Origin of the sequence: Brucella sp. RRSP16, assembly GCF_052246815.1 — a bacterium.
GTDB classification, from domain to species: Bacteria; Pseudomonadota; Alphaproteobacteria; order Rhizobiales; family Rhizobiaceae; genus Brucella; species Brucella intermedia.
Genome location: NZ_JBQQAM010000003.1, coordinates 21,183 through 44,999, shown reverse-complemented (window position 1 = coordinate 44,999; position 23,817 = coordinate 21,183). Strand labels below are relative to the sequence as shown.

Genomic DNA, 23,817 nt, shown 5'->3' with positions numbered 1-23,817 from the left:
TTATGTAAATTTATGCTATGTCCTAATCCGCAATGAGCGTTTCTCAATGCTACGCCCGCCTCCAAAACTGAAGCGGGCCATAGCAATGCGCCGGATGTGAAGGACTATATGCGGAGTCAACGCTGCGATAGTTCTAGAAATCAACGGTCCGCGCTGTCTGAACATTTTCATATGCCGCGGTCCGTTCAGGTGCCGGCGGATAAATCCAGACGGTGTTTATCTCCTGTTTCACCTTTTTTGCCTCCGCGCCCGTAAGTTCGACCTTACCATCCCAACCACGAGTAAAGATCGCCGCATCAGGGCCCAAATCGAGGCAGACGACATAGGCTGGCTGATCATATTTAAGGGTGGCTTCGCCCAATAGTTCGGCGGCTGCGTTATGTCCTGCAAACGCACCAAGACGACGAGCATGCTGACATGACATCAGCGAGAAATTGCCCCTATCGTCGGTGGCTGCCTTTGCCGTATCGCCGGTTGCAAAAATATAAGAATAGCCAGGCACACGTAAATCGGGATCGACAATGATGCGACCCAAGGAGTCCTTGTCCGCATCAAGCTGAGATGTAAGTGAAGAAGCGCGCATTCCGCCAGACCAAATGACGGTTGAGGTCTCTATCCGCTCGCCGCTATCGAGCGTCACGGAAGAACTGTCGAGTTGCGCGATACCCGTGTTGAGCCTCGTTTCGATACCAAGCCCCTCAAGACGGCTTTCAATATAGGGCCTTGGATGTTCTCCCATCGCAGGTGCGACGTGAGGGTTCCTGTCAACGATAATGATGCGAGGTTGAGCAGTCGGCCCCAAAATGCTCTGAATACGTGCCTTAAGCTCGGTCGCAACTTCCAAACCTGTGAAACCGGCGCCCCCAACCACCAGGGTATCTCGCGCCGGACTTGCTGGCTGCGCAGCGAGACTGTGCAAATGTTGATCCAGTATTATCGCTTCCTCGAGATGGTTGGACGCAAAGCCATATTCGGAGAGACCAGGAATTGGTGGTTGAAAGCCGCGACTACCGGAAGCAAGGACGAGCCTGTCATAGGGTAGTGAGGAACTTTGACCGCGATCGTCAAGGACCGTCACACGGTTGTTGGCCGCATCAATTCTTTCTACCGTAGCTGGAACAAATTCTATCTCGGTGGCTTCGAATAATTCGCCGAGGGGAGCGGTCATTTTCTCCGGGTGAGGTTCATAAAGTCGAGGACGGATGACGAGTTCCGGGTCCGGCGACACGACCGAAATTTTCAAGCTCTCCGCTGACACACCCTTTTCGTGCCTCAGTCGAGACGCGGCCAAAGCCGCCATAACGCCAGCAAAACCAGCGCCTACGATGAGGATATGCTTGGTCATTAGTTTATCTCCTGCTTAAGAAGTAAGAATTATTCATCCAGATCGCTAACTGGAACCCGACCGGCGTTTTCAGGAAAAATTGCTCACATCTCACGCTTGCGAATTCATCATTTTGCGATCGGCGAGGCACTGGAACCGAGATTTCAGCGCTGACGCGAATTACCAGCCACACGTCAACGGTAACCCGGGGCGTAAAACACGGTCTATCGGCGGATGGGGTGAAGCGTCCTATGCTTGATACTTGCCCAATTAGGCCCAAAGTATAGGTGGAGCCGCGACTTACTCAAAGATTGCAGACTTGCATCAATGTGCTCGACAGCTATCTTTCGCTGTCGAGCCAACCTCCAGCAGGCGAGTGCTTTTTTAGATCAACCCCATTCCACCATCGACATGAAGATCGATGCCGTTGATGAAAGCGCTTGCATCTGAAGCGAGGAAGAGAGCGGCTTCCGCCAATTCCTCGCTGGTTCCCATTCTCCCTGCTGGGATCGTTTCAGCCATCTTACTGAGAAATGGCCCACGCTCAGCATCCGGTATGCCCAGCTTCCCAAGGATTTCAGTATCCGTTGGCCCAGGACTAATGACGTTCGCCCGTATTCTCCGGTTTTTGAGCTCCAGTGTCCAGTTCTTCACGAAAGCGACCACGGCAGCCTTCGAGCCCGCATAGACCGTGTGATCGGGAAGCACTTTAGTCGCAGCCAGAGAACTGGTGACGATGATTGTCCCACCGTCGCGCATAAGTGGCAAAAGGGTTTGAACGCCGAAGAATACGCCTTTGGTATTGACGTCAAAATGCCGATCATAGCTCGCTTCCGATATTGCTTCTGACGGCTTCAAATCGATGACGCCTGCATTGGCAAAGTAGATGTCGAACCCACCAAAACGGCGAGAGACCTCCTCCGCAACCCGTTTATGATGGGCCAAATCGGATACATCGCCACAAATGCCAACGACATCTCCCCCTATTTCGCTCACCGCATTATCCAGAACGTCTTGGCGTCGCGCTGTTATTACGACCCGTGCCCCGTTCTCGACAAAAAGTTTAGCCGCCGCTTTGCCAATTCCGCTGTTACCACCCGTGATGATAGCAACCTTGTTGTTGAGAATACCCATATACTTTCTCCATATTGATCTGAGGATAAAATATGGATTGAATTCCGTTTCATTAGTCAGTGATTGGGTACTTCACTTTTGCTCCCGGAGCTTGAATGGCAAACCTGTTGAATGAGACGGCCGGTCTTCTCGCATTTGTCCGCACCGTGGAAGCGGGCACCTTCAGCTCAGCCGCCCGGCTGCTCAAAACGTCACCGTCAGCAGTCTCCAGAAGCGTGGCAAGGCTTGAAACGCTGATACAAACCCGCCTCTTCCTTCGATCCACCCGCACACTTGTGCTGACCGCGGATGGACATTCACTTTTTGAGCGATTGTCCCCGTTACTTCGTGAGCTCAATATGGCCGGGGACGACATAAACGCTTCAAAGGAGATATCCGGTCGTGTCCGCTTTAGTATGCCCAGCGAACTTGCACCGCTGTTCCTTGAAACGATATTGTCTGACTTCGCAGTTCGATATCCAGCAATTCAACTTGAAATCGGCCTCACGGACCAACATGTCGATATTATCCGCGACGATTACGATGTTGCATTTCGGGTTGGAACTGTTGCTAGCAGCGACCTTATGATCAGGCGGCTCGTTGATTTCAAAATGATTATGGTCAGCTCGCCCCCATTCGCGAAAAAACACGGCTCGCCAAGCACTGCAGAGGAAGCATCCCGCGTGCCTTTTGCACGATATGAATTAAACGGCATTTCGAGAAAGATAAGACTATCAGATGGAAGTGAGGTCACTCCGACAGGCCCCATCGCCTGTGATACGGGGCAGGCACTGAAAGCGGCTGCGAGACATGGTATCGGCGCGGCCGTTGTTATGCGCTGCATCGTCAAAGACGAACTTGAAGAGGGAAAACTGGTTGAATTTGGACGGCAATTGAAAATTCAACCAATGCCTTTCAATGTCGTCCACGCATTCAAACACCAGGTCCCCCTGCGTGTACGTCTTCTCTGTGACCTAGTGGAGCGGCGCGCGAAGGAACTCGCTGCGTTTTGAGTTCGAGCTATCTTTCGCACGGAGATTGTCTGGCTGGCGCTCGCGTTCAGGACCTTTGGATTGGCAATGGCAGGGTTTCCCAGATCCTGATCAGTTCACCGATGGAAGATGCCTCCATCTTCCGCATCACGTTTCCACGATGAAGTTTCACTGTCACTTCGCTGATACCAAGATCGAAAGCGATCTGCTTGTTGAGGCGGCCTCTTGCGACTTCCCGCAAAACTTCGCGTTCACGCGGCGTCAATGTCATATGACGTTCGATATTCCGTTTGACAATGACGGATCGCGCTCGCCGTCGCGCATCCATATCAATTGCCGAAGCGACTGCATCGAGCAGTGTCTGATCGCGGACCGGTTTCGTGAGAAAATCCACAGCGCCAGCTTTCATCGCTTCCACAGTCATAGGGATATCGCCATGGCCTGTCAGGAAGATAATCGGTTTGGGATTGCCGTTCTGTGCCAGTTGACGTTGTAAATCCAATCCGCTTGTCCCCGGCATGCGCACATCGAGGATCAAGCAACCGGGTGCTTCCAATAGTTCCGTTCCCACGAGCTCACGCGTGGACCCAAAGGCAACGGGCCGAAACCCTGCGGACAAGATGAGATCAGAAAGAGCCTCTCTTACGGCTTCATCATCATCGACTATGATGACCAACGGCTGCTCTGTCTCCTTAGCAGGTTGCAAAGGCAGTGCTGGTTTGTGGTTCCGCGCGTACTGTTCGGTTCTCATATCAACCCTCCGTTCGGCGTACATTGAGTGCGTCGCTGATAGCGGTTAGCAAAGTTTGCCCATCAAACGGCTTACGGAAAAACCCCGTAACACCCTGAGCACGTTCCTGATCGGCAATTTCATGACGGCCTGTGATCAGAAAAACTGGTAAATCGGGATGAATTTCCTGCACGATTTCTCTGAGCTCGAACCCATCGATATCTGGCATACCAACGTCGGTAATAATCAGATCCACACCAGCAAGCCCCCGCGTCAACAAAGAGGCAGCTGACGAGTAACACCGGGCCGTATAGCCAGTCGCTTCCAGCAGATCCTCCATGGATTCCAGCAAGCGGGAATCGTCATCGACAACTGCGATCACGAGTCTGTCGTTGATCATCATTCGTCTCCTTTCGATCGCCGAGCATGGGTAATCGGGATCCTCAATTTGTCCGCAATGCGTACAAGATCAGCAAGCGAAGCGGCTGCCATTTTTTGCATGACATTTCTTCTGTGCAACTGCAGTGTGACTTCTCTTATGCCAAGTTCGGCTGCTGCCTGCTTATTGAGGAGCCCACTGACAACGAGCGGCAGCACTTCACGCTCGCGGGCGGTGAGCTCGCGATAACGTTGTCTCAACTCACTAATTTCCGATCGATTGGCACGTGTTTCACAATCCTGCGCTATCGCAGCACGGATCGCCGCCATGAGTTTCACGTCGCTGAAAGGCTTGGTCAGAAAATCGACTGCACCACCTTTCATGGCGCGAACGGAACTGGGAATGTCACCATGTCCCGTAATGAATACGATGGGAGGATGGTCTCCTGTCGAAATTTGCTTTTGGAGTTCCAAGCCGTTGATGTCGGGCAATTTCACGTCCAGTATGAGGCACGAGGAAACATCGGGCTTAGGCGCATTGACATAATCTGCCGCCGACCCAAATGCCATGGTGTGCATGCCGTAGGACTCCAGCAACTCCTCCAGGGCCTCCCGAATGCGCTCGTCATCGTCTACGATGAATACCAGTTGACCTTCGCTCATACGGCTACAGCTTTCATGACGACTGGAAGGGTAAAAACCAACGATGTCCCTTGTGGTTCATTTTTCTCTGCCCATAACCGACCGCCATGTGCCTCCACAATAGACCGGGAAATTGCCAGTCCCATGCCCATTCCCTGTTCTTTCGTTGTAATAAATGGTTCGAACATTCTTTCCGTGGGCGATATTCCCACACCCCTATCGCTGATTTTTGTCCGGACTACATCTTCGTCCCTAACCACTTCGATAGTCAAAAGACGATCCGAAACGGTCTCCATCGCTTCGACTGCATTCCGAATAAGATTAAGTATTACCTGCTGTATTTGAACTTTATCAGCCATCACAAACGGCAAGCCATCAGCCGCATCCACGACTGTGCGAATGCGCCATCGCGTCAATTCTTCCGCCATCAGATCGCGAACTTCGCTTATAATATCGCTCAGCATGATCTTCTTTTTCGCGACGAAAGATTGCTTGAACAATGCGCGGATGCGCCCCACGATTTCGGCAGCGGACGTCGCATCTCTCGTAATACGCTCCACTGTCTTGAGCGCCCTTTCGGTATTCGGCGGCTCAGCCATGAGCCAACGCTGGCAAGCGTGCGAATTGGCAACGATTGCGGCCAGAGGCTGATTCACTTCATGCGCAATCGAGGCCGAGAGCTCCGCAAGACTGGACGCCTGGCTCGCCCGAGCGAGTTTCTCAAGGGTCAGGCGCAATTCCTCCTGAGCTCGCACTTCGCGATCGATATCCAGACAGATAACGTTCCATTGAACGATATTACCGCTTCCGTCGCGCATCGCCTCCGCCCGTGTCTCGACCCATCGATACTGCCCATCGAAACGACGCAGCCGGTGCCGGCGGGCGTAGGGCTCACCTGTCGCCAGACAATGGGCATATTGCTCCAGAACACCCTGCAGATCATCAGGATGCACGCCAGCATCGAGCGTTGTCCTGAGTTTTCTATTTTCCTCAAGCTGATCGAGACCGAAGCCGAGAAATTCGCACAAACGATCACTTCGATAGATCGGTTCACCGTTGGCGTCCGCGCAGTCGATCATCACGGGTAAGGCCTCGACAAGCCGCCAAAGGGAGCGCTCCCGCTCTTGCAATGCTTCCTCAGCCTTTTTCCGCTGAGTTATGTCGATAAATCCAACAAGGCTTTTATCAGCCACCGCGTCTGGTCGTGCGGTTGTGAAAAGGACATCGATTACGCTGCCGTCCAGGCGCATAACCTTTGTTTCTTCCTGAAAAACCTCTTCCCCACGGTAACGCGCTTCGATCGAACGACGGATCGTGTCCAATCCTGGCTGCCAATAACGTCCGGCGGAACCGTACATTTCGTTTGGGCTGGTTGCGCCGAACATACCAAGAATATGGTCGTTGACCTCCTCGACTTCCAAAGCCTCGACAGCGCGCATAAGAAAATCCGGGTGCTCGTCTATATAGTCCCGCAGTTCCTCAACACCTTGGGAACGCAACTCCTTGAAAAGGACAGCAAGTTTCTGCGCATCGATTTGAGTGAGCGCTATCGGCATGTATTGAAACAAATCTCGGTAACGACGCTCGCTTTGCTTCAGTGCATCTTCCGCATTGACCTGATCATCAATGTCGCTCGACAAGCCATACCATTGCACAATTCGTCCGTCGTTATCCCGCAATGGATCAGCCTGGCCGTAAACCCAACGATAGACGCCATCAGCCCGGCGAATGCGATATCTCATTGAGAAGCGCTCGCCTGTACTGATACTGAGGGTCAGAGCTTGCGAAACGCCTTCAAGGTCATCAGGGTGGATGATCTTCTCGATGACGGCGGCCCGCCGCTTCGTCTGCGCCCCGCCCAGATCATCAATCCTTACGCCACAAAAATCAATCAAACGCTTGTTAAAGTAGTCGGGTTCGCCTTCTGCGTTGAGCCGCCAGATAAAGCTTGGCACCATATCGACCAGCATAGAAAGCTCGCGTTCCCGCTCGGACAGCGATTTCTGAGCAGCCACCAAATCATCAACATCAACGCAGACACCGTACCACTGGACGACCGTGCCCGTCTCGTCGCGCAAAGGCTCGGCCCGGGTTTCAGTCCACCGATAGCTGCCATCTGCTCGTATCTGCCGGTATCTCTGGAGATATGGCTCATTCGTCGCCAACGAATAGTCCATGGCGTCACGCGCCTTCTGAACGTCGTCGGGGTGAATCACACTGAAATTCAGGAATTTGTCGGGCGCTGTGATATCTTGCAGCGTCGCCCCTGTTACCTCGATGAAGCGCTTGTTTACATAAGTTGGCGTGCCTGTAGACGATGTACTCCAGACCAGTGCGGGCACCGTGTCGATCAATTGCTGAAGGCTTTTCTCGCGTTCCCGTAGCGCAGTGACCGTCTTTTTATAAACATCATTGTCCAACGCAATTCCGTACCAACCAGCGATGCGACCACTATGATCGCGCACCGCCCGGGCGGCAGTACGCGCCCAGACATATACGTCACTTGCCCGTCGAAACCGGAACTCGACGTTAAAGTCTTCTCCGGTTGCAAGACAATGAAGCCAACGCTTCGCAACGTCATGGTAATCATCCGGGTGCAACAGACGTTTCCAGGCTGTGTGCCCCTCGTCTACAGCTTCGTTGAGATAATCCAAACTCACGCCAAGCGAACTTTGCGCAAATGGATGGAGGAATATCCACCTTCCCGTTGCATCGAATGCCCAGCCGTTTCCAAAAATACTCTCGACCACCATGGCAGACCGCATCGGCTCTGCCTCATCATTGCCGGATGGGCCGGCGACGGACCGGGGAATAGAATCTCTCTCCGTGACGAGATCACTAATTTCGACACTAACGCTATAGCCAGGTTCGGACCGGGTTTCGATCCAACGATAACTACCATCCGGTTGGCGACGCCGGTGCCTGGTAATTTGCGGTACTCCTGTCCAGAATGCCCGTGCAGCCGCATGCGAGATCGAAAGCTGGTCATCGGGATGGGTGAGATCGAGCCGCTGAGCAGTATCGGATTGCGTGCCCCCCTCTAAACTAGCGTTCGTCGCATGGGTGAAACGTTCACCTGTGATCGACGGAACATAGGCCTCTATGACAGTTCCATACCAGCCGACAATTCGAGACTCCTTATCGCGCACCGGCTCGCCCGCGCTGCGGCACCACCGATAAGCGCCGCTGGAACTCAAGACACGATGCTCGATGGCATAGCGTTCGCCTGTCTCCAGGCTGCGAAGCCGAGTGGCGGCAAAATAAGCATAATCATCTGGATGAATGAGTTTTGACCAGCCACGCGTGCCAGTGCCAGCCGGTTCGTTGAACTGTTCCAGTGAAAATCCGACCAATGAAAGCATTGATTCAGTCATGTAGATTATTCTGCCGGCGCTGTCGGTTGCCCAAGCATTTCCGACCACGCGCTCCACAGTCCGTGCAGCTTCGATTGCCTGATTATGACCTGGTACATTCAATGTTGAAGCGAGCGTCATTTGCTGCAGCCTTCTCAGCTTTCATCCCGGTGGAGTCTAATCCCAACGCCGCCAGATGGCATGCTATGGAAACATATATATCTTCATTACTGCACCGCTTATTCTGTATGCAGCGTAAAAACCTTGTCATTTGGCAGCTCACAGGCTGATCTGAGAGTAACCATTACCCCACGGACAAAAGGGGCCACGACGCCCCTGCCCTTACTCCTGTACTGATTACTGGGTACCGAGTCCTGCTCCCTAGCGCCGTTTACTCGCGGATATTCCCATTTTCGTCGCAGAACCAGTGCAAGAAGGTGCTCTTTCCTGAGCTCAATACTGTCCTCCGCTAGCCATCCCGATAGGGATATCCGTCCAACGGTATGATCGTCCGAGGAAGAGGGGACCTTTACCTTTCATATTGCGCCATGTCGCGTAAGTCTGACACTGGAGAACAACTATGAAAGCGACTATCCAAATTGCTGCTGCACTTCTTCTGGTAGGAGGTAGTGCCCAAGCCCAGAGTGACCATATCGGGTCGGACTGGCAATATCCATCAACAAAAACCGAAATCCGGGGTAAAAACCCCTCCAAGCCAGCGAATACAGGCCAGATAATACTACTTCGGAAGAAATCACCTGTAACACCACGGCCTATTAAGGAAGGGGGACGAACACTCTGGGGGAAATAGAAATAGTAAAAACTGCTTCCCCGACTGGAGGATCGGCTGTGCCGATCCTCCATTTCAACGACTTACTCGTATAAGTGATTATTATTATTTGAAACTATTTAGCTCCCGGCAGCCTCAGTAAAACTGTGGTTCCGGTCCCTGCCTCACTGAAAAGCTTCACGCTGCCACCTACGTCTTCAGCAAAGCGTTTAACAAGTGCAAGTCCAACGCCACCCAATCCCGACACTTTGGTCGTAAAAAATGGATCAAATGCGCGCCTGATTGTGTCGGGTGACATTCCGATGCCACTGTCCGAGACCCGCACCTCCACGATCTGCTGCATATTGCGTTGTAGCACTGCATTCGCTTCAATTATGATTTCGCCGCCTTCAGGCATGGAATCCCGAGCATTCAGCGCAAGATTCAGGATGGCACTTTGAAGTTCCAGGCATAAGCATCTGACTGCTGGCAAACGCTCACTGCACCGAATATCAACCCTGTGTCCCGGTGCCCAGTTATCCCGAATGAGGTCTCCAATTTCGACGAGTGAGCGTTTAACGTCTATTGGTTCAACTGTGGTTTCGATACGGCCCGCCTGACGAATTGCGTTTCTCACGAGCACGCCCGCGCGATCCAGCGATACTCTGGCGCCATCTATCGCGGCGCCGTGCACAGGGTGCCCATCCGCCTCGGCTTTTCGGACGATTATGTTAAGCGCCGAAGCGGCAATTTGAATGAGGTTACCCAACTCGTGCGCAACGCCTGCTCTTTCAATGAGATCAGGTGATACGATTACATTTGAATTAGGGCCTCGAGATTTATATACACTTCGATCGGGTTTTAGCTGCACCATAGTAATCTCCCTGCTCGTTAGGCCCGGCTGACCTGCCGATGCCTGGGCGATGCTAGGAGCAAGGGTTGGCAAGATCGATTGGATGCAAGACGTAGCAGGCCCATACTCGTGTACAGGCTTAGCTCTCTTCGCACCGTTTGGCTTCCCGATCCCGCAGAAGGGACAGTCATCGATTTCTTTCCAACCATTACTGGCTCGAAGTTCTTGTATGCATGACCTGGGATAGAAGGGTTGCCGGGAAGACAATGCCACCGCCCCACCCTTGGGATAGGGTTTCCTGAACAATGATCTAAACGTTTCACTTCGCCAAAACGGTAGAAACATGGCCTGCTGAGCACTCATAATTCCATCCATCAACCTGACGGGAGGTTAAGTTATGGGATCCTTGGTACCATCGGTGCGGATCAATCCGCCCAGCCAGAATGAAACGATTGCCTGCAACGCGAAACCGGATGAACATGAAGAAAAGAAGCTTTGTCCTCAAGCCTGCTCATCTTGCACAAGTCTGCATGAACATGCCGCCTGTGCAGCAAGTTTGAAAGTCCAGTTCTGATGGGAATGTTCTCATCAGCCAAAATTTATAAGTGAAACCGGCGCTTTTCTTCGCGTTGAAACAACAGCGGCCATCAAAACCGGGGCGACGATCTGGCAGTATCTGTCGGAAAAACGCAACCCCTCCCTGCGTTGTCGCTCTCACAGCAGATCGCTGCGTAGTTTCTGCGCAGCGATCTGCTCGGCCCCCAGTGCGAATTATCTGGTGCAGAACAGTTTCCGGTATTTATCCCGCTACATCGCTGAAAACAATAATAACTCTTTCAGATATTACGTCCATGAGCAGTCTGTATTTGTTCAGTTGGAGCGTTTCTCGAAAGACATCTTTCGTCCGATCGCGTTCTCTGGTACTGAACACCGGACACACCAACAGGAGCGTGTCCGGCATTTACCCTGTTAGTAGTCCCAGAATACCGGAACCCAGCGATAGGCGTTACCTTCAAGCGCCACCCGACCAACGGATGGAAAGGGAAGATGGGTAGCCACGAGCTGCTCGCCAGTTTCCGCCAATTCCTTCAAGAGCCGTGCACGAACACGGGCGGCCTCTTCCGGATCATGTTCGAAACCATTGTACCAATCGGGATGATCAAATCCCACTGCGAAAATCGCATCACCGGCGAATGTCAGCCGATCTTCGCCTGATGCCAGCCGAACGACACTATGCCCCGGCGTATGTCCGCCGGTGCGATAGGCGACGACACCCGGGGCTACCTCGAACTGCTCGTCAAACGTTTGTAGATTATTGCAATATACTTCAGCAAAACGTTTGCCGTTGCTCTAAGGGCTTCTGGAAAGCCATCAGGCATATGTACGTGGGTAAAGTCGGGCGACTGCCAGAATTCCACCTCAGCAGCCGCCACGTGTATGCGAAGATCGGGGCGTAGCTTCTCTTTCACACCATCGACAAGAAGGCCGCCGATATGATCCATATGCATATGGGTAATCACGACATCGGTTACGGAAGCCAGATCGATACCGGCTGCGGCCAACCGTTTCACCAGCTGCCCCGCCCGGGGCAAGTTAAGATCGGGGTCGAGCCCCAATCCCGCATCGACGAGAATAGTCTGGTTGCCGCTCCGCACCACCACTACATTCAAAGACCAGTCGAACGCATCCTTGGGCAGGAACATATCGTCCAACCATTCGGCCCGTGAAGCAGCGTCGGCATTATACCCCAACATTTCGGTAGGAAGCGGAAGAACACCATCGCTGACCACCAGTACATCGATATCGCCGATACGTACCGCATATCGCGATGGTACCAGTTCTTCGGGCCCAGATTTGCTTGTGCTTGTCTCGTGTTTCATAAGATGTCTCCGTTGCGCCCGTTTGACGAGCGTGCCTATCCTAGGTGCACTCCTAATCTTCCATCGTTGGTGAGGGCAGAAAAACGGTGCAGACGCTTTTCAGAGGCGCGCACCGTTAATTGATCGGGCAGAGAGCCATTCGACCATCGAACAATGACAATGCCGCGAGCTCCAACGAGGTTGATTGAATGCGGGGCGATCATGAACGGAAGAGGTTGCGGGAGACAATTATTCGGAGGTGTCCAATCGCGTATTGAAGGTTTAACCTTGACGATACTGAAGTATAGGTTGGTGGTACTGAGTTTTGAAATAAGGCGCAGGCTTTTCGCGCACTAAAAACGGGTCCCGAATGAAGGCACCTATAAATCTAGCGACTATTCACCTCTCGGTAATCTGACATCCCGCCATCCGAGAAAATTTTGCTGAAGCGCCTTTGCCCAAAAGAAATTTAAGTCAAATGGGCGAAAGCAAATATCAATCGAATTTTACGCGGCTGCTGGAACCGCCGCACCGGCGTCGCGTTCTTTTTTCACAGATCAATTGTGCTGCAGCATTTACAGAGATGCAGCTGCCAAGAACTACGTGTACTAAAGTAACTGTAAACTGCGTTTCGAAGGCGAGTGCATAAGGCGTGACCACTATCCAGCAGCCGAGAACAAAGTTGATCCACTCGGCAAAGGTTCGATAGTGGCATATCGCCACGACGGAGCAACATACCACCACCGTGCCCACGGCACCCGCGTTCCAGGCAATGAACGGTCGCTCAGTATATGCAAACACACAATAGGTGACCGCCAGTCCCAGCAATAGACTCGTCCATTCCAACCATTTTTTTGGTACCTGCTCATCCATAAACCAACCCTCCAGACGTCCGGCATTTCCTTAGTTTGCGGTAATTGGACAATCATGAGACGGGCCAGCTTTGCTTGCTATTTGTTCTTGGGTCTAAGGAAGCGATACAAGCGTCGATATTCTCCCAGCCTAAAACCAGGATTTTGGCTTGCGCGTTTCACCTGTTCCGATGCACTTTTGAGCGATCATTACCTTGGCAGCCATCCAACGATACTGGGTGCATGCTGCTTCCAAGGGAGAGGCGCAGCTGATCATGAGGATAGGTCCTCTCTCCAACTAACTCTGTTAGCGTTTTGAAGTGAGCTATCAGTTCATGAAATCAAACGTCGCTTCAATTTACCTTTAGGAGTGTGAGATGACACAGCTATCAATGACGGCCACCCGTCGTTCAATCATGTCCGGCACCATCGCCCTTGCTGCGGCCGGCACCACACTGGGTTCGACGCCCGCCCAATCGGCCAGCAAATCCCTGAAAACTCGTTCCGGCGATAATCATGTCGTTACAAAGGACGGCGTGGCTATCTTCTACAAGGATTGGGGTCCCAAGGATGCGCAACCCATCGTGTTTCACCATGGCTGGCCGTTGAGCGGAGATGACTGGGACAACCAGATGCTCTTCTTTCTGGGCAAAGGCTTCCGCGTGATAGCGCACGACCGCAGAGGTCACGGACGTTCTGCCCAAGTCAGCGATGGACACGACATGAATCATTACGCCGCTGACGTGTTTGCAGTCATCGAACATCTGGGAATTCATAATGCCATCCATATCGGCCACTCGACTGGCGGCGGAGAAGCGACCCGTTATACGGCGAAGTATGGAAAAGGCCGCGTTTCGAAGCTTGTACTGATCGGGGCCGTTCCGCCGATCATGGTGAAAACGCCGTCCAATCCTGGTGGTCTGCCAATCGAAGTATTCGATGGCTTTAGAAGTGCTTTGGCTGCAAATCGCTCGGAGTTCTACAGAGATCTGGCAAGCGGTCCATTCTATGGCTTCAATCGACCAGGAGCCAAGATTTCGGAACCGCTCATTCAGAATTGGTGGCGTCAGGGCATGGCAGGTGCCGCAAATGCTCATTATCTTGGTATCAAAGCGTTCTCCGAAACGGATTTTACGGAAGACTTGAAGTCGATTTCCGTTCCGACGTTGGTTATGCATGGCGACGACGACCAGGTGGTCCCGATCGCCGACTCCGCTCCTCTCTCGGCCAAATTGCTGCAAAAAGCGGAACTCAAAATCTACAAAGGATTTCCGCACGGCATGGCGACCGTTCAAGCGGACGTTATCAATGCAGACCTATTGGAATTCATCAACAAATAGAGTTCTGAACTGGCCTTGGTAGCCTTCGTCCAGAGGAGAAACGACTGGTTCACCGCGAATATTGATTTACGGCGGTGAGCCAGTACCTATTCCAGCGCCACCACGACCATCCAAAATCATCGGCTCGGGATTAATGATGCGATCGAATTCCTGCTGCTAAGCGTCATTGTTCACCATCGGCAGCGTAAAGATGAATGTGGCTCCATGGGGTTCGTTTTTTTCCACCCATAGATCACCACCGTGCGACGCTATGATTGATCTGCAGATTGCCAGCCCCATACCCATACCTTGGGCCTTCGTGGTGAAGAATGGCTCAAATATCTGCAGCGGCGATTCCACACCGCAACCCGTGTCACTGATCGCAGTCTCGACGACGTCGTCTTTTCGCGTCACGCTAATGCGAAGCAATCGATGTTGAGAGGTGGAACTGATCGCATCAATCCCGTTGCGCATGAAGTTGATAAGAGCCTGTTGAACCTGAATGCGATCCAGCATCAGCAAAGGAAGATTCTTTTCGGCTTCGAATTCAAACTTCACCCGGTTTTTCGATAATTCTTCCGCCAAAAGATCACGAGCGTCGTTGATCAACCGTGGCAAATCTGTCATTTGCCTGTTGTCGTTAGATTGGGCGAAAAGCGCGCGGATGCGGCTGATGATTTCGCGCGCAGAATTTCCGCTGCGAATAATGCGCTCCAAGGATTGTTGGGCCCGGGCGACATTCGGTGGCTCCAATGAAAGCCATCTCTGGCACGCTTCAGAACTGGATAACAAAGCTGTCAGGGGCTGCGATACCTCATGTGCGATCGAAGCCGATAATTCAGCAAGATTTGCCGTTTGGCTGGCATGAGCAAGCTCTTCATGGGCAAGCCTTAGTTCATCTTGTGCCAGCACCTGATCGTGAACGTCGAGCGAAACGGCATACCATTCGACGATGATTCCGCTCTTGTCGCGTATGGCTTCAGCCCGCGTATCCATCCAGCGATATGCCCCATCATAACGCCGCAAGCGGTATCTCAGTGCAACATTGTCGGCGGTTAGAAGTGCATGGCGCAGCGCTGTCTGGACCCTCTCTTTGTCGTCGGAATGAATGGATGCGGACATCGTCGTCAAAACGCTCTCCGAATGGTCCATATATTCATCACCAAGGTCGAAGTAGTCCAGTGTTGCTTTGCTAAAAAAGATCGGTCGACCGTTGCCGGAAAACCGCATAATGTGGATCGGAAGCATATTGACGAGCTGCGTCAATTCCTGCTCTCTGATGCGAAGGGCTGCCTCAGTTTCTTTGTAAACTGTAATATCGATAGACATCCCGTACCAGCCCGTGACGCGTCCATCGCTCCCGCGCGTTGGCCTCATGGCAACTCGATGCCAGCCATACTCGCCAGTCGAAAATCGTCTCAAACGATATTCATTGTTCCAATGTTCCCCTGTTTTGAGGCTGTGACGGAGCGACGTTGCGACACGCTCATACTCGTCAGGATGGAATATTCTTTTCCACCCGAGATCGCCTCCATCGAGAAATTCCTGCTCCGTCAACTGTTCATTCATTTGCTCGAGGGTCTGCCCAATAGTGGTCTGAGCATTGGGCGTTGCATAGGTAAATCGTCCGGTCGTATCCATCGCCCAACCGGTCCCGAAAATTGTCTCGAACACGAGCGCAATTCGTGCTGCTTCGCCAGTTTCGCCAATCGACCCGGCTGCTGACCATGGCAAGTGCTGAGCCGAAACCTTCGCGGGTGTGTCGCCCGCAATAGTGTAACCCGGTTCCGCTCTGAATTCGGTCCATTGATAGCTACCGTCCGGTTGTAAACTGCGATACCTGATGATCTGCGGAAAGCCGCTCCAAAACGCTCTGGAGGTAGCCTGATGCGCAATGTCAAGGTCTTCCGGGTGAACCAGACCAAGATTCTTTTCTCTTGAAACTACGGAAATCTGCTCCTCAACAGCCTCTGAACTACCTTCCCAGGCAATAGCGAGCGCTACGCCGAGACCTGTAATAAGCAGAGCTGCCCATTGTGCAGCCGGATTCAGCGGATTGGTCGAACCTGAAAATGCTAGTAAGCATGCGACGATAGCTGCAACAGCAAATATTCCGGAAACAAACCAGACCAGGCGATGATTGCTGTTTCGCATCAAGATAAAAATCGGGAGGATAAACCCAGCAGGAACAGAAGTAACCCAATACAAAGCGCCGGCTGCAGCGCACGCTCCCAATGCACAGGCCAGATGGAAGGGGGAGAGATTGCGCTTCATTTCTTATTATCAGTCAACTTTTGCGATCTGGGATCTATCTGATCATAATACTGGGGTTATCATTTATTCTTCCCGGATGAAATATCAACTGGAAGCATATCTCCGTTTTCATTCTCGGCGCTCGAGAAGAATGTAAGTGAAAAGACACCGATAATAAGCACTAGCGAACCGAAGATCGGAGCATCGGGGCTTTGCTGGTACAGCATCGTGCCAAGGACCGGGCCGATCGCTGAACCGAGACCACGGGCAGCCATGTTCAAGCCGCCTATCTTGCCCTGGTCCCCATCGCCACTGATGAGGCTTATCGCGCCCAGTATAGCGGGCGCCAGAAAGCCCACTGCGAAGCCTATCAGGCCCATTGCCAGGCACATCCCAACTAGGCTCTCAGCCTGCAGAAGAAACAAAAGACCGACAAAGATTCCCACGCTTCCCCAACGCAGCATCGCGGCGGGGCTCCACTTAGGCTTGATAGCAATAAACACCTGCGACAAGCAAACGGCGAAGACACCGATAGTCAGCACAAGCCCCGTCTGTGTTACCGCCATGGCGGCATCCATACCGTGCCGGTCCATTAATCGTACGGCAAAGATCGGCGGGACGGTCGTGTAGCAAGTAAAGCCGATCAGCGTCATGGCAAAATAACGCCACAGTTTCCGATATGGCGGGGTAAATGCGCGGCTGCTTGGCTCGTGGTGAAAGACCTCTTTTGAGGTGAACGCCGCAATAGCGGCGCAAGCCATTACTCCCAGCAGCGCAATTATTGCAAACCCTGATGCGACGCTGAATTGCCCGGTCAGCCACAGCAACAGGGAACCAAGCAACGTGCCGGAACTGATGGCTGCGCTCAGGATGCCCATCCCGCTAACCCGTCGGGACGAATGGGTGAGCTTGGCCATATATGCCTGTCCCGCCGGTATTAGTGCTGCGCCGAACACGGCTTGGGTTAAACGCGCTGCCGCCAAGGCGCCTCCGGCCACAAGTGGAAGAAGTGAAACCAGTTTTCCGGTGATGACCGCCATTGCCGCGGGCCCGACGGTGACCATCGATACGGCCAACAGCAGCAACCTGCGCCTGTTCCACACATCGGTGACAAAACCCCACACCGGTGCAGCGATAACGCCTATCAAAGCGCCGCTGCCAAGTATAAGTCCGACCTGAACCTCTCCCAAGCCCAGTTGGCGCCCAGCGACACTGAGACCGCCAGTCATGAAACCATTGGCGGACGTGTAAACAATCACGCCAGCCAACACTGCGCACAATTCGAGCAAGGAGCGCGATCGCTGGCCTTGTCCTACATCCACTTGGTTGAGCATCGCGTCCTCTGAACGTTGGATGAAGAATTAGCGAATATATGGCGGCTGCACAGAGATCCACTGGTTTCTCGGTTTTCGCTTTATCTCAGCCACTATATCTGGAAGTTCCCGACAGGCACACTGTCCCTGGGAATAGGTTACAGAACACGTATTCAATGGGTGAAGATCGTGCGAATTGCCTTCAATACTGAGTGTGGATTATCATCGTTATTTTTCTCCGCCAAGGAGGATTGCCTGTTTGAACTTGTCTGCCGCGATAGTTTAGACGCGATCTCCCGCGCGACAGAAGGTTTTGATGCGAATATCCTTTCGATATGAGCCCGATCGACCTCGAAAACCGTTACAGACGTCAGAGCGCGTATAGTGAAATCGATCCGATCATTTTCTTGCAATTCTATTCTTCCAAAGAAATCGCCCGGCGATAATCTCCACAGGTCTTCATCGTTTCGCAGTACCCCAACGACACCCGCGCAAATTATTATGACAGATGAAAGTTCTTCCCCCTGCATGACGATCTTATCGCCCGCACGATAATGTTTGATTGCCCCGGCCTTAACCAATCTTTCCTTATCTTCTTCTGGGAGTTCTGCGAGGATCGGACTCTGCTTAACCGTTATATGCAGTCGGGCATCGATCGATTCCTCGTTCTCGACACTCGATGAGGCTTCATTGGTTACGATCACCGATGACGCTGGCGCAAATACCAATCCAGCAGCTTTGCAATGACGCATGATTAGATCAATTACCTCGTTACGTGCCTTGATAATGTTCGAAGGATCTTTGACCCTGAAGAAGAGATCGACATCGACTGCTGTAGCATCAACTCCTCTAAGAGCAACAGCCGGCTGAGGATCTTTGATGATGAAATTGCATCCACAAAGCGCCGTGTTCAGTACATCCTCAATAGTAGAGGCAAGCCGTGTGGGCTTGATCCTTAAATTCAACTGAAGAAGATGTGCTTCACTGGGTCGACTGAGATTTGTTAGTCCCAGTTTTGCCAGAGCACTGTTTGGCAATACAACAACGTTATGGGCGACCGTAAGTATTTGTGTCGAGCGCCAGGTACTGGCAATAACGCGCCCCTCAACTCCATCGCTAAGACGTATCCAGTCACCGAGTGTAAATGCACGTCCCAGCGTCAGTGCGATACCTGAAAATACATCGCCAAGCGTGTTTTGCAGTGCAAGCCCGAATGCTATCGCTATCACACCAGACGTGGCGATCAAAGTTCCCACCGGAACTCCAAATACGAATGCAAGCGAAGACAGACTAGCAAATGTATAGACGGCTCCAACAACGATGTCCTGAAGGAGTCGAGCCTCACGTGGCCTCCCCTCAAGGACAAGAAAAATACGAACAAATCCGATCACAGCCCAAGATAGATGAAGCCACCAAAGAATTTGAGCGAATGCTATCAGTATTGTACTGGCACTATTAAAGCCCACATCTTCTGATCGGCTCAGCGGAACATCTCCAATTATGATGACAGACGTCATCGCAGCAAAGAACGCGATTTGCACAACCAAACGCAGATTTGAGCGCCTCGGTCCGATGAGTTTCCAGACAATCATTCCAACAATGCCGATAACTGCCAGCCATAACAGCGGAGCAGTTACGAATTCACCCCAACTTAGGCGCATCGACGTATTATCCTGTAAATTCGGCTTTGTTCGACAAGCGAACCACACCGGGGAAAAGCTCGAGCGTCACCTCAGTAGCCAATTCCGGCTATGTAGTCGGTAAGGATATGTTCCTGGATCCGCTCCTGCTCGAAGAGAACCTTGAGCGCGTCACGAATATCAAGAACCCCCAATGGTTTCGCCTCGGCCCCGATAACCGGCATGTTCTGCAGCCGGTTATTGACCATGACCTGCCAAGCGGCTTGCAAGTCATCAGCAGGATCGCACGCAATTATGTTGCGGCTCATCAATGTTCCGACGGTCGCGGGACGGTTGCGATCAGAGATATGCCGTATAAGGTCTGTTTTAGTTAAGACCCCTGTTGCAGTACCTGCTTTGTTGCTCACGATGAGCAATCCGATGCCGGGGTGAGACAACGCAATGGCCGCACTTTCCAACGTCGCGTCGATGTCAATCACACTGAGGCGCGCTAACGTAATGGGAGAAATTTGCTCAATTCGCACGACGTCCTCTTTCCATAATTACGATATTCTGGAGACAGGCCCCAAGGAACCGCACTCCCTGGAACTGTGCGATCCATTGATCGGCCTGACGTCCACAAGCAGGCGGCTACCCCGCCCGATTGACGCGTGATGCTGCTATAAGCGATCACTCCTCATAGGTAGTCAGCTCGGTCTCGTTTGTATCTACGACGAAGACTGCAAGGAGCCGGGCGGGCTCCGTCTTGCTTGCATTTTCGCTTACCGCGTGATGATCGCCCGGAAATTCTGAAAAATTATCTCCTGCATGGTACACCACTACAGGGCCGCCATTAACCTGGCTGGTGATCGCTCCCTCCAATACGGTCGCGTAAATAAACGCCGACTTTGCATGGGTATGAGCGGGCGAGCTACCCCCTGGCGCGTATTCCACGAGTATGCCTTTGATACTTTTACCCGGAACGTTTGGAAGAGGCTGGTCGTAGACGACTGTTACCTTATCATCCTTGCTATCATGTGCGAATACCGCGACCGCCGAAGCGAATAAGAACGCCGCCGCGTATGGAAAAATCTTGACCATAATCAATCTCCCGATCAGGTACTTGTCGTTCATAATATGCAGTGGAAATCCGGAACCTTTATTGCTTCCGGGGAGCATTTGTTTTGATCCACTCATCAAAACGGATGTTGCCCAAGCGGGCGCTGCCATCAGGCACCAGCGTATGATCATCGATTGCAACGTCGAAATAGCGGGCGTTTGGATCGGCATTAACCGTTCTTTTATCGCCTGTAGCGCTGAAATAGCGCTCTACGAATTTGTACATTGGTCCACGGTCAGGACCTGCGATTTGAACGACGCCATTCAACGGTGCCGAAAGGGCCGCATCGGCCATCACATTAGCTACATCGTCGGCCGCAATCGGTTGGAAAGCGCCGGTTGGCAGCTTGACCATGTTTCCTGTTGCCGCTGACTCTGCAATTGCATCGACAAATTCGAAGAATTGTGTAGCCCGCACGATCGTATAGGGGACGCCCGATGCGCGAATATGCTCTTCCTGTCGCAATTTGGCGCGGAAGTACCCCATCGTCTGCATGCGTTCAGTTCCCACTACCGACAATGCTACGTGATGACGGACGTTAAACCGTTTCTCAGCAGCGAATAGATTGCGACCAACTGCTTCGAAGAAATCCATAGCTGCTTTCTCTTCGAAGGACGGGGAATTCGTCAGATCAACGACCACCTCTGCACCCAGGAAGGCCGTGTCGAGCCCCTCTCCCGTGACTGCATTGACGCCGGAATTCGGTGATGCTGCAACTGCTTCATGGCCCTTTGCTTCGAGCCGTTCGACGGTTTTGGAACCAATCAAACCGGTGCCTCCAATGACGACGATCTTCATACATCTCTCCCGCGTCTAAATGTTAATGACTAAATCCACCGTTGATCGGTGTGAAAGATGGTATACTTCCGAAAGCAGAAAAATGGATGTAACGGCAGAGGCATAGTCTTGGCTTTAAAACGGATTTATAAGCCAATGTCCTCAAAAATTTCTATGATGGTTATCTGCACTTCTACACCGACATTCAATCTGGCTCAGAGGAAAGCCACATAATCTGCTGGCGATAACTATGAATTGCATCGAAGCGGCAGCCAATCAGACTTAGGATGCGGTGCATTAGTTCCAAGGTACAGGTGGGATGTGGGTCCGGATGGCCGCGTTATGTCCGTTCGGCGCTCAATACTTAAAGACGCGGCGCACGCATAGTTACGCCAATCAGCCCGGCCCGAAATATGCTTTCGTTTACTGAAAAGGCGAAGGTGGCAGCGCAATAAGAAGAGCCGCGATCATCGTCGATCCTATTCGTGTGGCTACATTCTTCATACCCCTGTGTAGCTGATTTTGATGTTCACGCTGAACTAGCTTCGTTCTTGCGGCTTAACAAAAGCCACTCAGCGCGGCGTGTCGAACCAGTCCTCCGCGACAAATCAAAGCAACGGAGACCGTTATGAATTTCACACTTCACAAAAAGGCTACCAGCGCACGCGATGAGCGGGTGCCTTCTCGCTATGCTATCGAAATTGGCGAAATTGACGTCATGATTATCAGTGATGGTGTAGTAACACCGCCTGCCGAGTCCATGGCCACAAACGCGGATCGACCAACGTTCAATGCCTGGCTGGATGAGCGTTTTCTGTCCCACGACGCATTCGACTGGGCACTGAACGCCGTAGTTGTGAAAAGCGGCAGCCAGACAATTTTGATCGACAGCGGGCTCGGTGAAGAATATCCGGATTTTTCACGGGGCGGTCGGTTTGTGTCGCGGCTGGAAGCCGCCGGCATTGATCTATCGTCTGTAACCGACGTTGTCCTCACCCACATGCATTTCGATCATGTAGGCGGCCTCTTGGTTCCCGGGGTAAAGGAAAGGCTGAATCCAAAAATGCGCGTTCACCTGTCAAAAGCAGAGGCGCTGTTCTGGCAGGATCCAGACTTCTCGCGGACAGCTATGCCACCAGCACTTGCAGATCTTGCCCGAAAAGCATCGAAAGATTTTTTGAAGGCCTATTCCGACCATCTGCAAACCTTTGAGCAGACTAGTCGTATAGCGCCGGGGGTCACAGCTGAGCGTACCGGCGGCCACACGCCTGGTCATAGCGTAGTTCGCGTATCGTCAGGTTCCGATCATCTAATGTTCGGTGGGGATGCGATATTTCCTGTCTCGTTCGATCACCCTGAATGGCACAATGGCTTTGAGCACGATCCCGAAGAGGCAACCCGCGTGCGTCTTAGACTTATGAAGGAATTGGCTGAAACGGGTTCCTGGCTGATTTCAACCCATATGCCGTTTCCATCGGTGGGTCGCGTAGCTGGTTCAGATGATCGTTATCGTTGGGTGCCAGCTCTCTGGGATTATTAATTTCGAAATCATTTCGCTCCTCAGATTTTATCTAGCGCAACTCAGTACCTCAACGCTCCTGACTCCGCTGTGAATTCAATGGAGAACTTCGATTGTTAACTTGAGGGCGGCGCGTTATGCGGCCCTCAAGGCACATTTCTAGTAGATATGATTTCTGGATAAACCCTGAGAGTTTCGCGACTGAAATGGGGCCGATTGCTGACCGGCAGCTTTGCAGCGAAACCGCTAGAAAGCGGCCATGCCTAGCTTCCCTCGCGAAAGCTGCGCTCGTGCTTACGTGCAATCATGGTGCCGAAGAATTGCCGAGCGGGCCCCATATTTGCCAACTTACGATGGAGCTTTCCCTCTGTGAAGAAACCGGCATCCGCGATCAAGAACTTGCCGTCACTGCGTCCCTTGAGCCAGCATTCGGGCGGCAATACTTTATCGTTAGGCCGCTCGTCGGTCTTAAGATTGACGACGAAACTTCCGACGGAAAAACGCACCGAATTGATGCCGCTGTGGCGTGCAGGGACTGGGGCACGGTAGAAATATACGTCGCCATCGAGTTCGACGAGGCGGATCAATGCGGTGTCGAGCGTCGAGGGGATCGGCCCATTGCCGAGCGCCACGTCCTGTAGCACCGAGGCATATGAGCCGATGTCGATTCGTCCGAACTGGGGTTGCGTCGCTGTATATTTCCAAGTGACGCCGGCGGCGAAGCGCAGCATCATATCGCCGTCGACCGCCCCATATCTACGATTGATCCCAGATCCGCCCTTATCGTACGCGAGCGCCGGAGGAGGCTGAAAGCATAACCCTCATAGCGGCCCAAAATTCCATCGCAGGGACCGCACAGCAGGTTAGAGTCATAAACGCCAGTATTGCTGACCTGCGGCTTCGCGTCCCCTCGTGGAGAATCAGATGCTACTCTCCTCGATCGGGTTTGATCTCCAACACGAAGGCTCCGGAATCAGATGCGCCTTGATGGTCTTGCTAAACCGCAATGCCGACATGTCATAGCTGATGCGTC

Annotated in this window: 18 protein-coding genes and 1 pseudogene; 3 read left to right on the top strand and 16 right to left on the bottom strand. The window is 52.5% G+C overall.

Features of this window, described 5'->3' with window-relative positions; genetic code table 11:
• Positions 1–133: 133 nt before the first annotated feature.
• Complete coding sequence (locus tag ACS5UA_RS05745; protein WP_112700878.1) at positions 134–1,345, bottom strand: NAD(P)/FAD-dependent oxidoreductase; 1,212 nt, start codon at positions 1,343–1,345, stop codon at positions 134–136.
• A gap of 363 nt (positions 1,346–1,708) precedes the next feature.
• Positions 1,709–2,458: a glucose 1-dehydrogenase gene (locus ACS5UA_RS05740; protein WP_112700879.1), complete on the bottom strand. Its 750-nt coding sequence runs from the start codon at positions 2,456–2,458 to the stop codon at positions 1,709–1,711.
• 95 nt (positions 2,459–2,553) lie between these two features.
• Here ACS5UA_RS05740 and ACS5UA_RS05735 point away from each other — a divergent pair, with 95 nt between their 5' ends.
• Entirely contained in the window at positions 2,554–3,450 is an 897-nt protein-coding gene (locus ACS5UA_RS05735; RefSeq protein ID WP_112700880.1) for a LysR family transcriptional regulator, read from the top strand.
• Positions 3,451–3,496: 46 nt separating this feature from the next.
• Here the strand turns inward: ACS5UA_RS05735 and ACS5UA_RS05730 are convergent, their stop codons facing one another.
• The 7 genes and pseudogenes from ACS5UA_RS05730 to ACS5UA_RS05700 form a co-directional block, all read right to left on the bottom strand.
• The gene (locus tag ACS5UA_RS05730) at positions 3,497–4,180 is read right to left on the bottom strand and encodes a response regulator transcription factor (RefSeq protein WP_112700881.1); all 684 of its coding nucleotides are present in this window, start codon (positions 4,178–4,180) and stop codon (positions 3,497–3,499) included.
• 1 nt (position 4,181) lies between these two features.
• Positions 4,182–4,559, bottom strand: coding sequence for a response regulator (locus tag ACS5UA_RS05725; RefSeq protein ID WP_006471454.1), 378 nt, complete (start codon positions 4,557–4,559; stop codon positions 4,182–4,184).
• Positions 4,559–5,200 (bottom strand): response regulator transcription factor, encoded by a 642-nt coding sequence (locus ACS5UA_RS05720; RefSeq protein WP_112700882.1) that lies wholly within the window; start codon positions 5,198–5,200, stop codon positions 4,559–4,561. The genes ACS5UA_RS05725 and ACS5UA_RS05720 overlap by 1 nt, the downstream gene beginning before the upstream one ends.
• Complete coding sequence (locus ACS5UA_RS05715; protein ID WP_273771186.1) at positions 5,197–8,673, bottom strand: PAS domain-containing protein; 3,477 nt, start codon at positions 8,671–8,673, stop codon at positions 5,197–5,199. Before ACS5UA_RS05715 ends, ACS5UA_RS05720 begins: the two co-directional genes overlap by 4 nt.
• Before the next feature lie 764 nt (positions 8,674–9,437).
• Positions 9,438–10,175 carry a sensor histidine kinase gene (locus ACS5UA_RS05710; RefSeq protein ID WP_273771187.1) on the bottom strand — a complete coding sequence of 246 codons (738 nt, stop codon included), beginning with the start codon at positions 10,173–10,175 and terminating at the stop codon, positions 9,438–9,440.
• A gap of 948 nt (positions 10,176–11,123) precedes the next feature.
• Positions 11,124–12,034 (bottom strand): annotated as a pseudogene (locus tag ACS5UA_RS05705) (MBL fold metallo-hydrolase).
• Positions 12,035–12,508: 474 nt separating this feature from the next.
• Positions 12,509–12,886 carry an SPW repeat domain-containing protein gene (locus ACS5UA_RS05700; protein WP_100650916.1) on the bottom strand — a complete coding sequence of 126 codons (378 nt, stop codon included), beginning with the start codon at positions 12,884–12,886 and terminating at the stop codon, positions 12,509–12,511.
• 355 nt (positions 12,887–13,241) lie between these two features.
• Here ACS5UA_RS05700 and ACS5UA_RS05695 point away from each other — a divergent pair, with 355 nt between their 5' ends.
• Positions 13,242–14,204: an alpha/beta fold hydrolase gene (locus ACS5UA_RS05695; protein ID WP_273771188.1), complete on the top strand. Its 963-nt coding sequence runs from the start codon at positions 13,242–13,244 to the stop codon at positions 14,202–14,204.
• Positions 14,205–14,360: 156 nt separating this feature from the next.
• On the opposite strand, the gene ACS5UA_RS05690 is transcribed toward ACS5UA_RS05695, so the two are convergent.
• The 6 genes from ACS5UA_RS05690 to ACS5UA_RS05665 form a co-directional block, all read right to left on the bottom strand.
• Positions 14,361–16,457: a PAS domain-containing sensor histidine kinase gene (locus ACS5UA_RS05690; protein ID WP_112700885.1), complete on the bottom strand. Its 2,097-nt coding sequence runs from the start codon at positions 16,455–16,457 to the stop codon at positions 14,361–14,363.
• Positions 16,458–16,516: 59 nt separating this feature from the next.
• Positions 16,517–17,770: an MFS transporter gene (locus ACS5UA_RS05685; RefSeq protein WP_112700886.1), complete on the bottom strand. Its 1,254-nt coding sequence runs from the start codon at positions 17,768–17,770 to the stop codon at positions 16,517–16,519.
• Positions 17,771–17,922: 152 nt separating this feature from the next.
• Positions 17,923–19,410, bottom strand: coding sequence for a mechanosensitive ion channel family protein (locus ACS5UA_RS05680; protein WP_443101226.1), 1,488 nt, complete (start codon positions 19,408–19,410; stop codon positions 17,923–17,925).
• A 71-nt stretch (positions 19,411–19,481) separates the two neighbouring features.
• On the bottom strand, positions 19,482–19,913 hold the full coding sequence (locus ACS5UA_RS05675) for a CBS domain-containing protein (RefSeq protein ID WP_112700888.1): 432 nt from the start codon (positions 19,911–19,913) through the stop codon (positions 19,482–19,484).
• 145 nt (positions 19,914–20,058) lie between these two features.
• Positions 20,059–20,469, bottom strand: a complete 411-nt coding sequence (locus ACS5UA_RS05670) for a cupin domain-containing protein (protein ID WP_036564925.1) — start codon at positions 20,467–20,469, stop codon at positions 20,059–20,061.
• A 58-nt stretch (positions 20,470–20,527) separates the two neighbouring features.
• Positions 20,528–21,286 (bottom strand): SDR family oxidoreductase, encoded by a 759-nt coding sequence (locus tag ACS5UA_RS05665; protein WP_112700889.1) that lies wholly within the window; start codon positions 21,284–21,286, stop codon positions 20,528–20,530.
• A 607-nt stretch (positions 21,287–21,893) separates the two neighbouring features.
• Here ACS5UA_RS05665 and ACS5UA_RS05660 point away from each other — a divergent pair.
• Positions 21,894–22,805 (top strand): MBL fold metallo-hydrolase, encoded by a 912-nt coding sequence (locus ACS5UA_RS05660; RefSeq protein WP_112700890.1) that lies wholly within the window; start codon positions 21,894–21,896, stop codon positions 22,803–22,805.
• 242 nt (positions 22,806–23,047) lie between these two features.
• Here ACS5UA_RS05660 and ACS5UA_RS05655 read toward each other — a convergent pair whose 3' ends face one another.
• The gene (locus tag ACS5UA_RS05655) at positions 23,048–23,515 is read right to left on the bottom strand and encodes a hypothetical protein (protein ID WP_112700891.1); all 468 of its coding nucleotides are present in this window, start codon (positions 23,513–23,515) and stop codon (positions 23,048–23,050) included.
• Between the last annotated feature and the right edge of the window lie 302 nt (positions 23,516–23,817).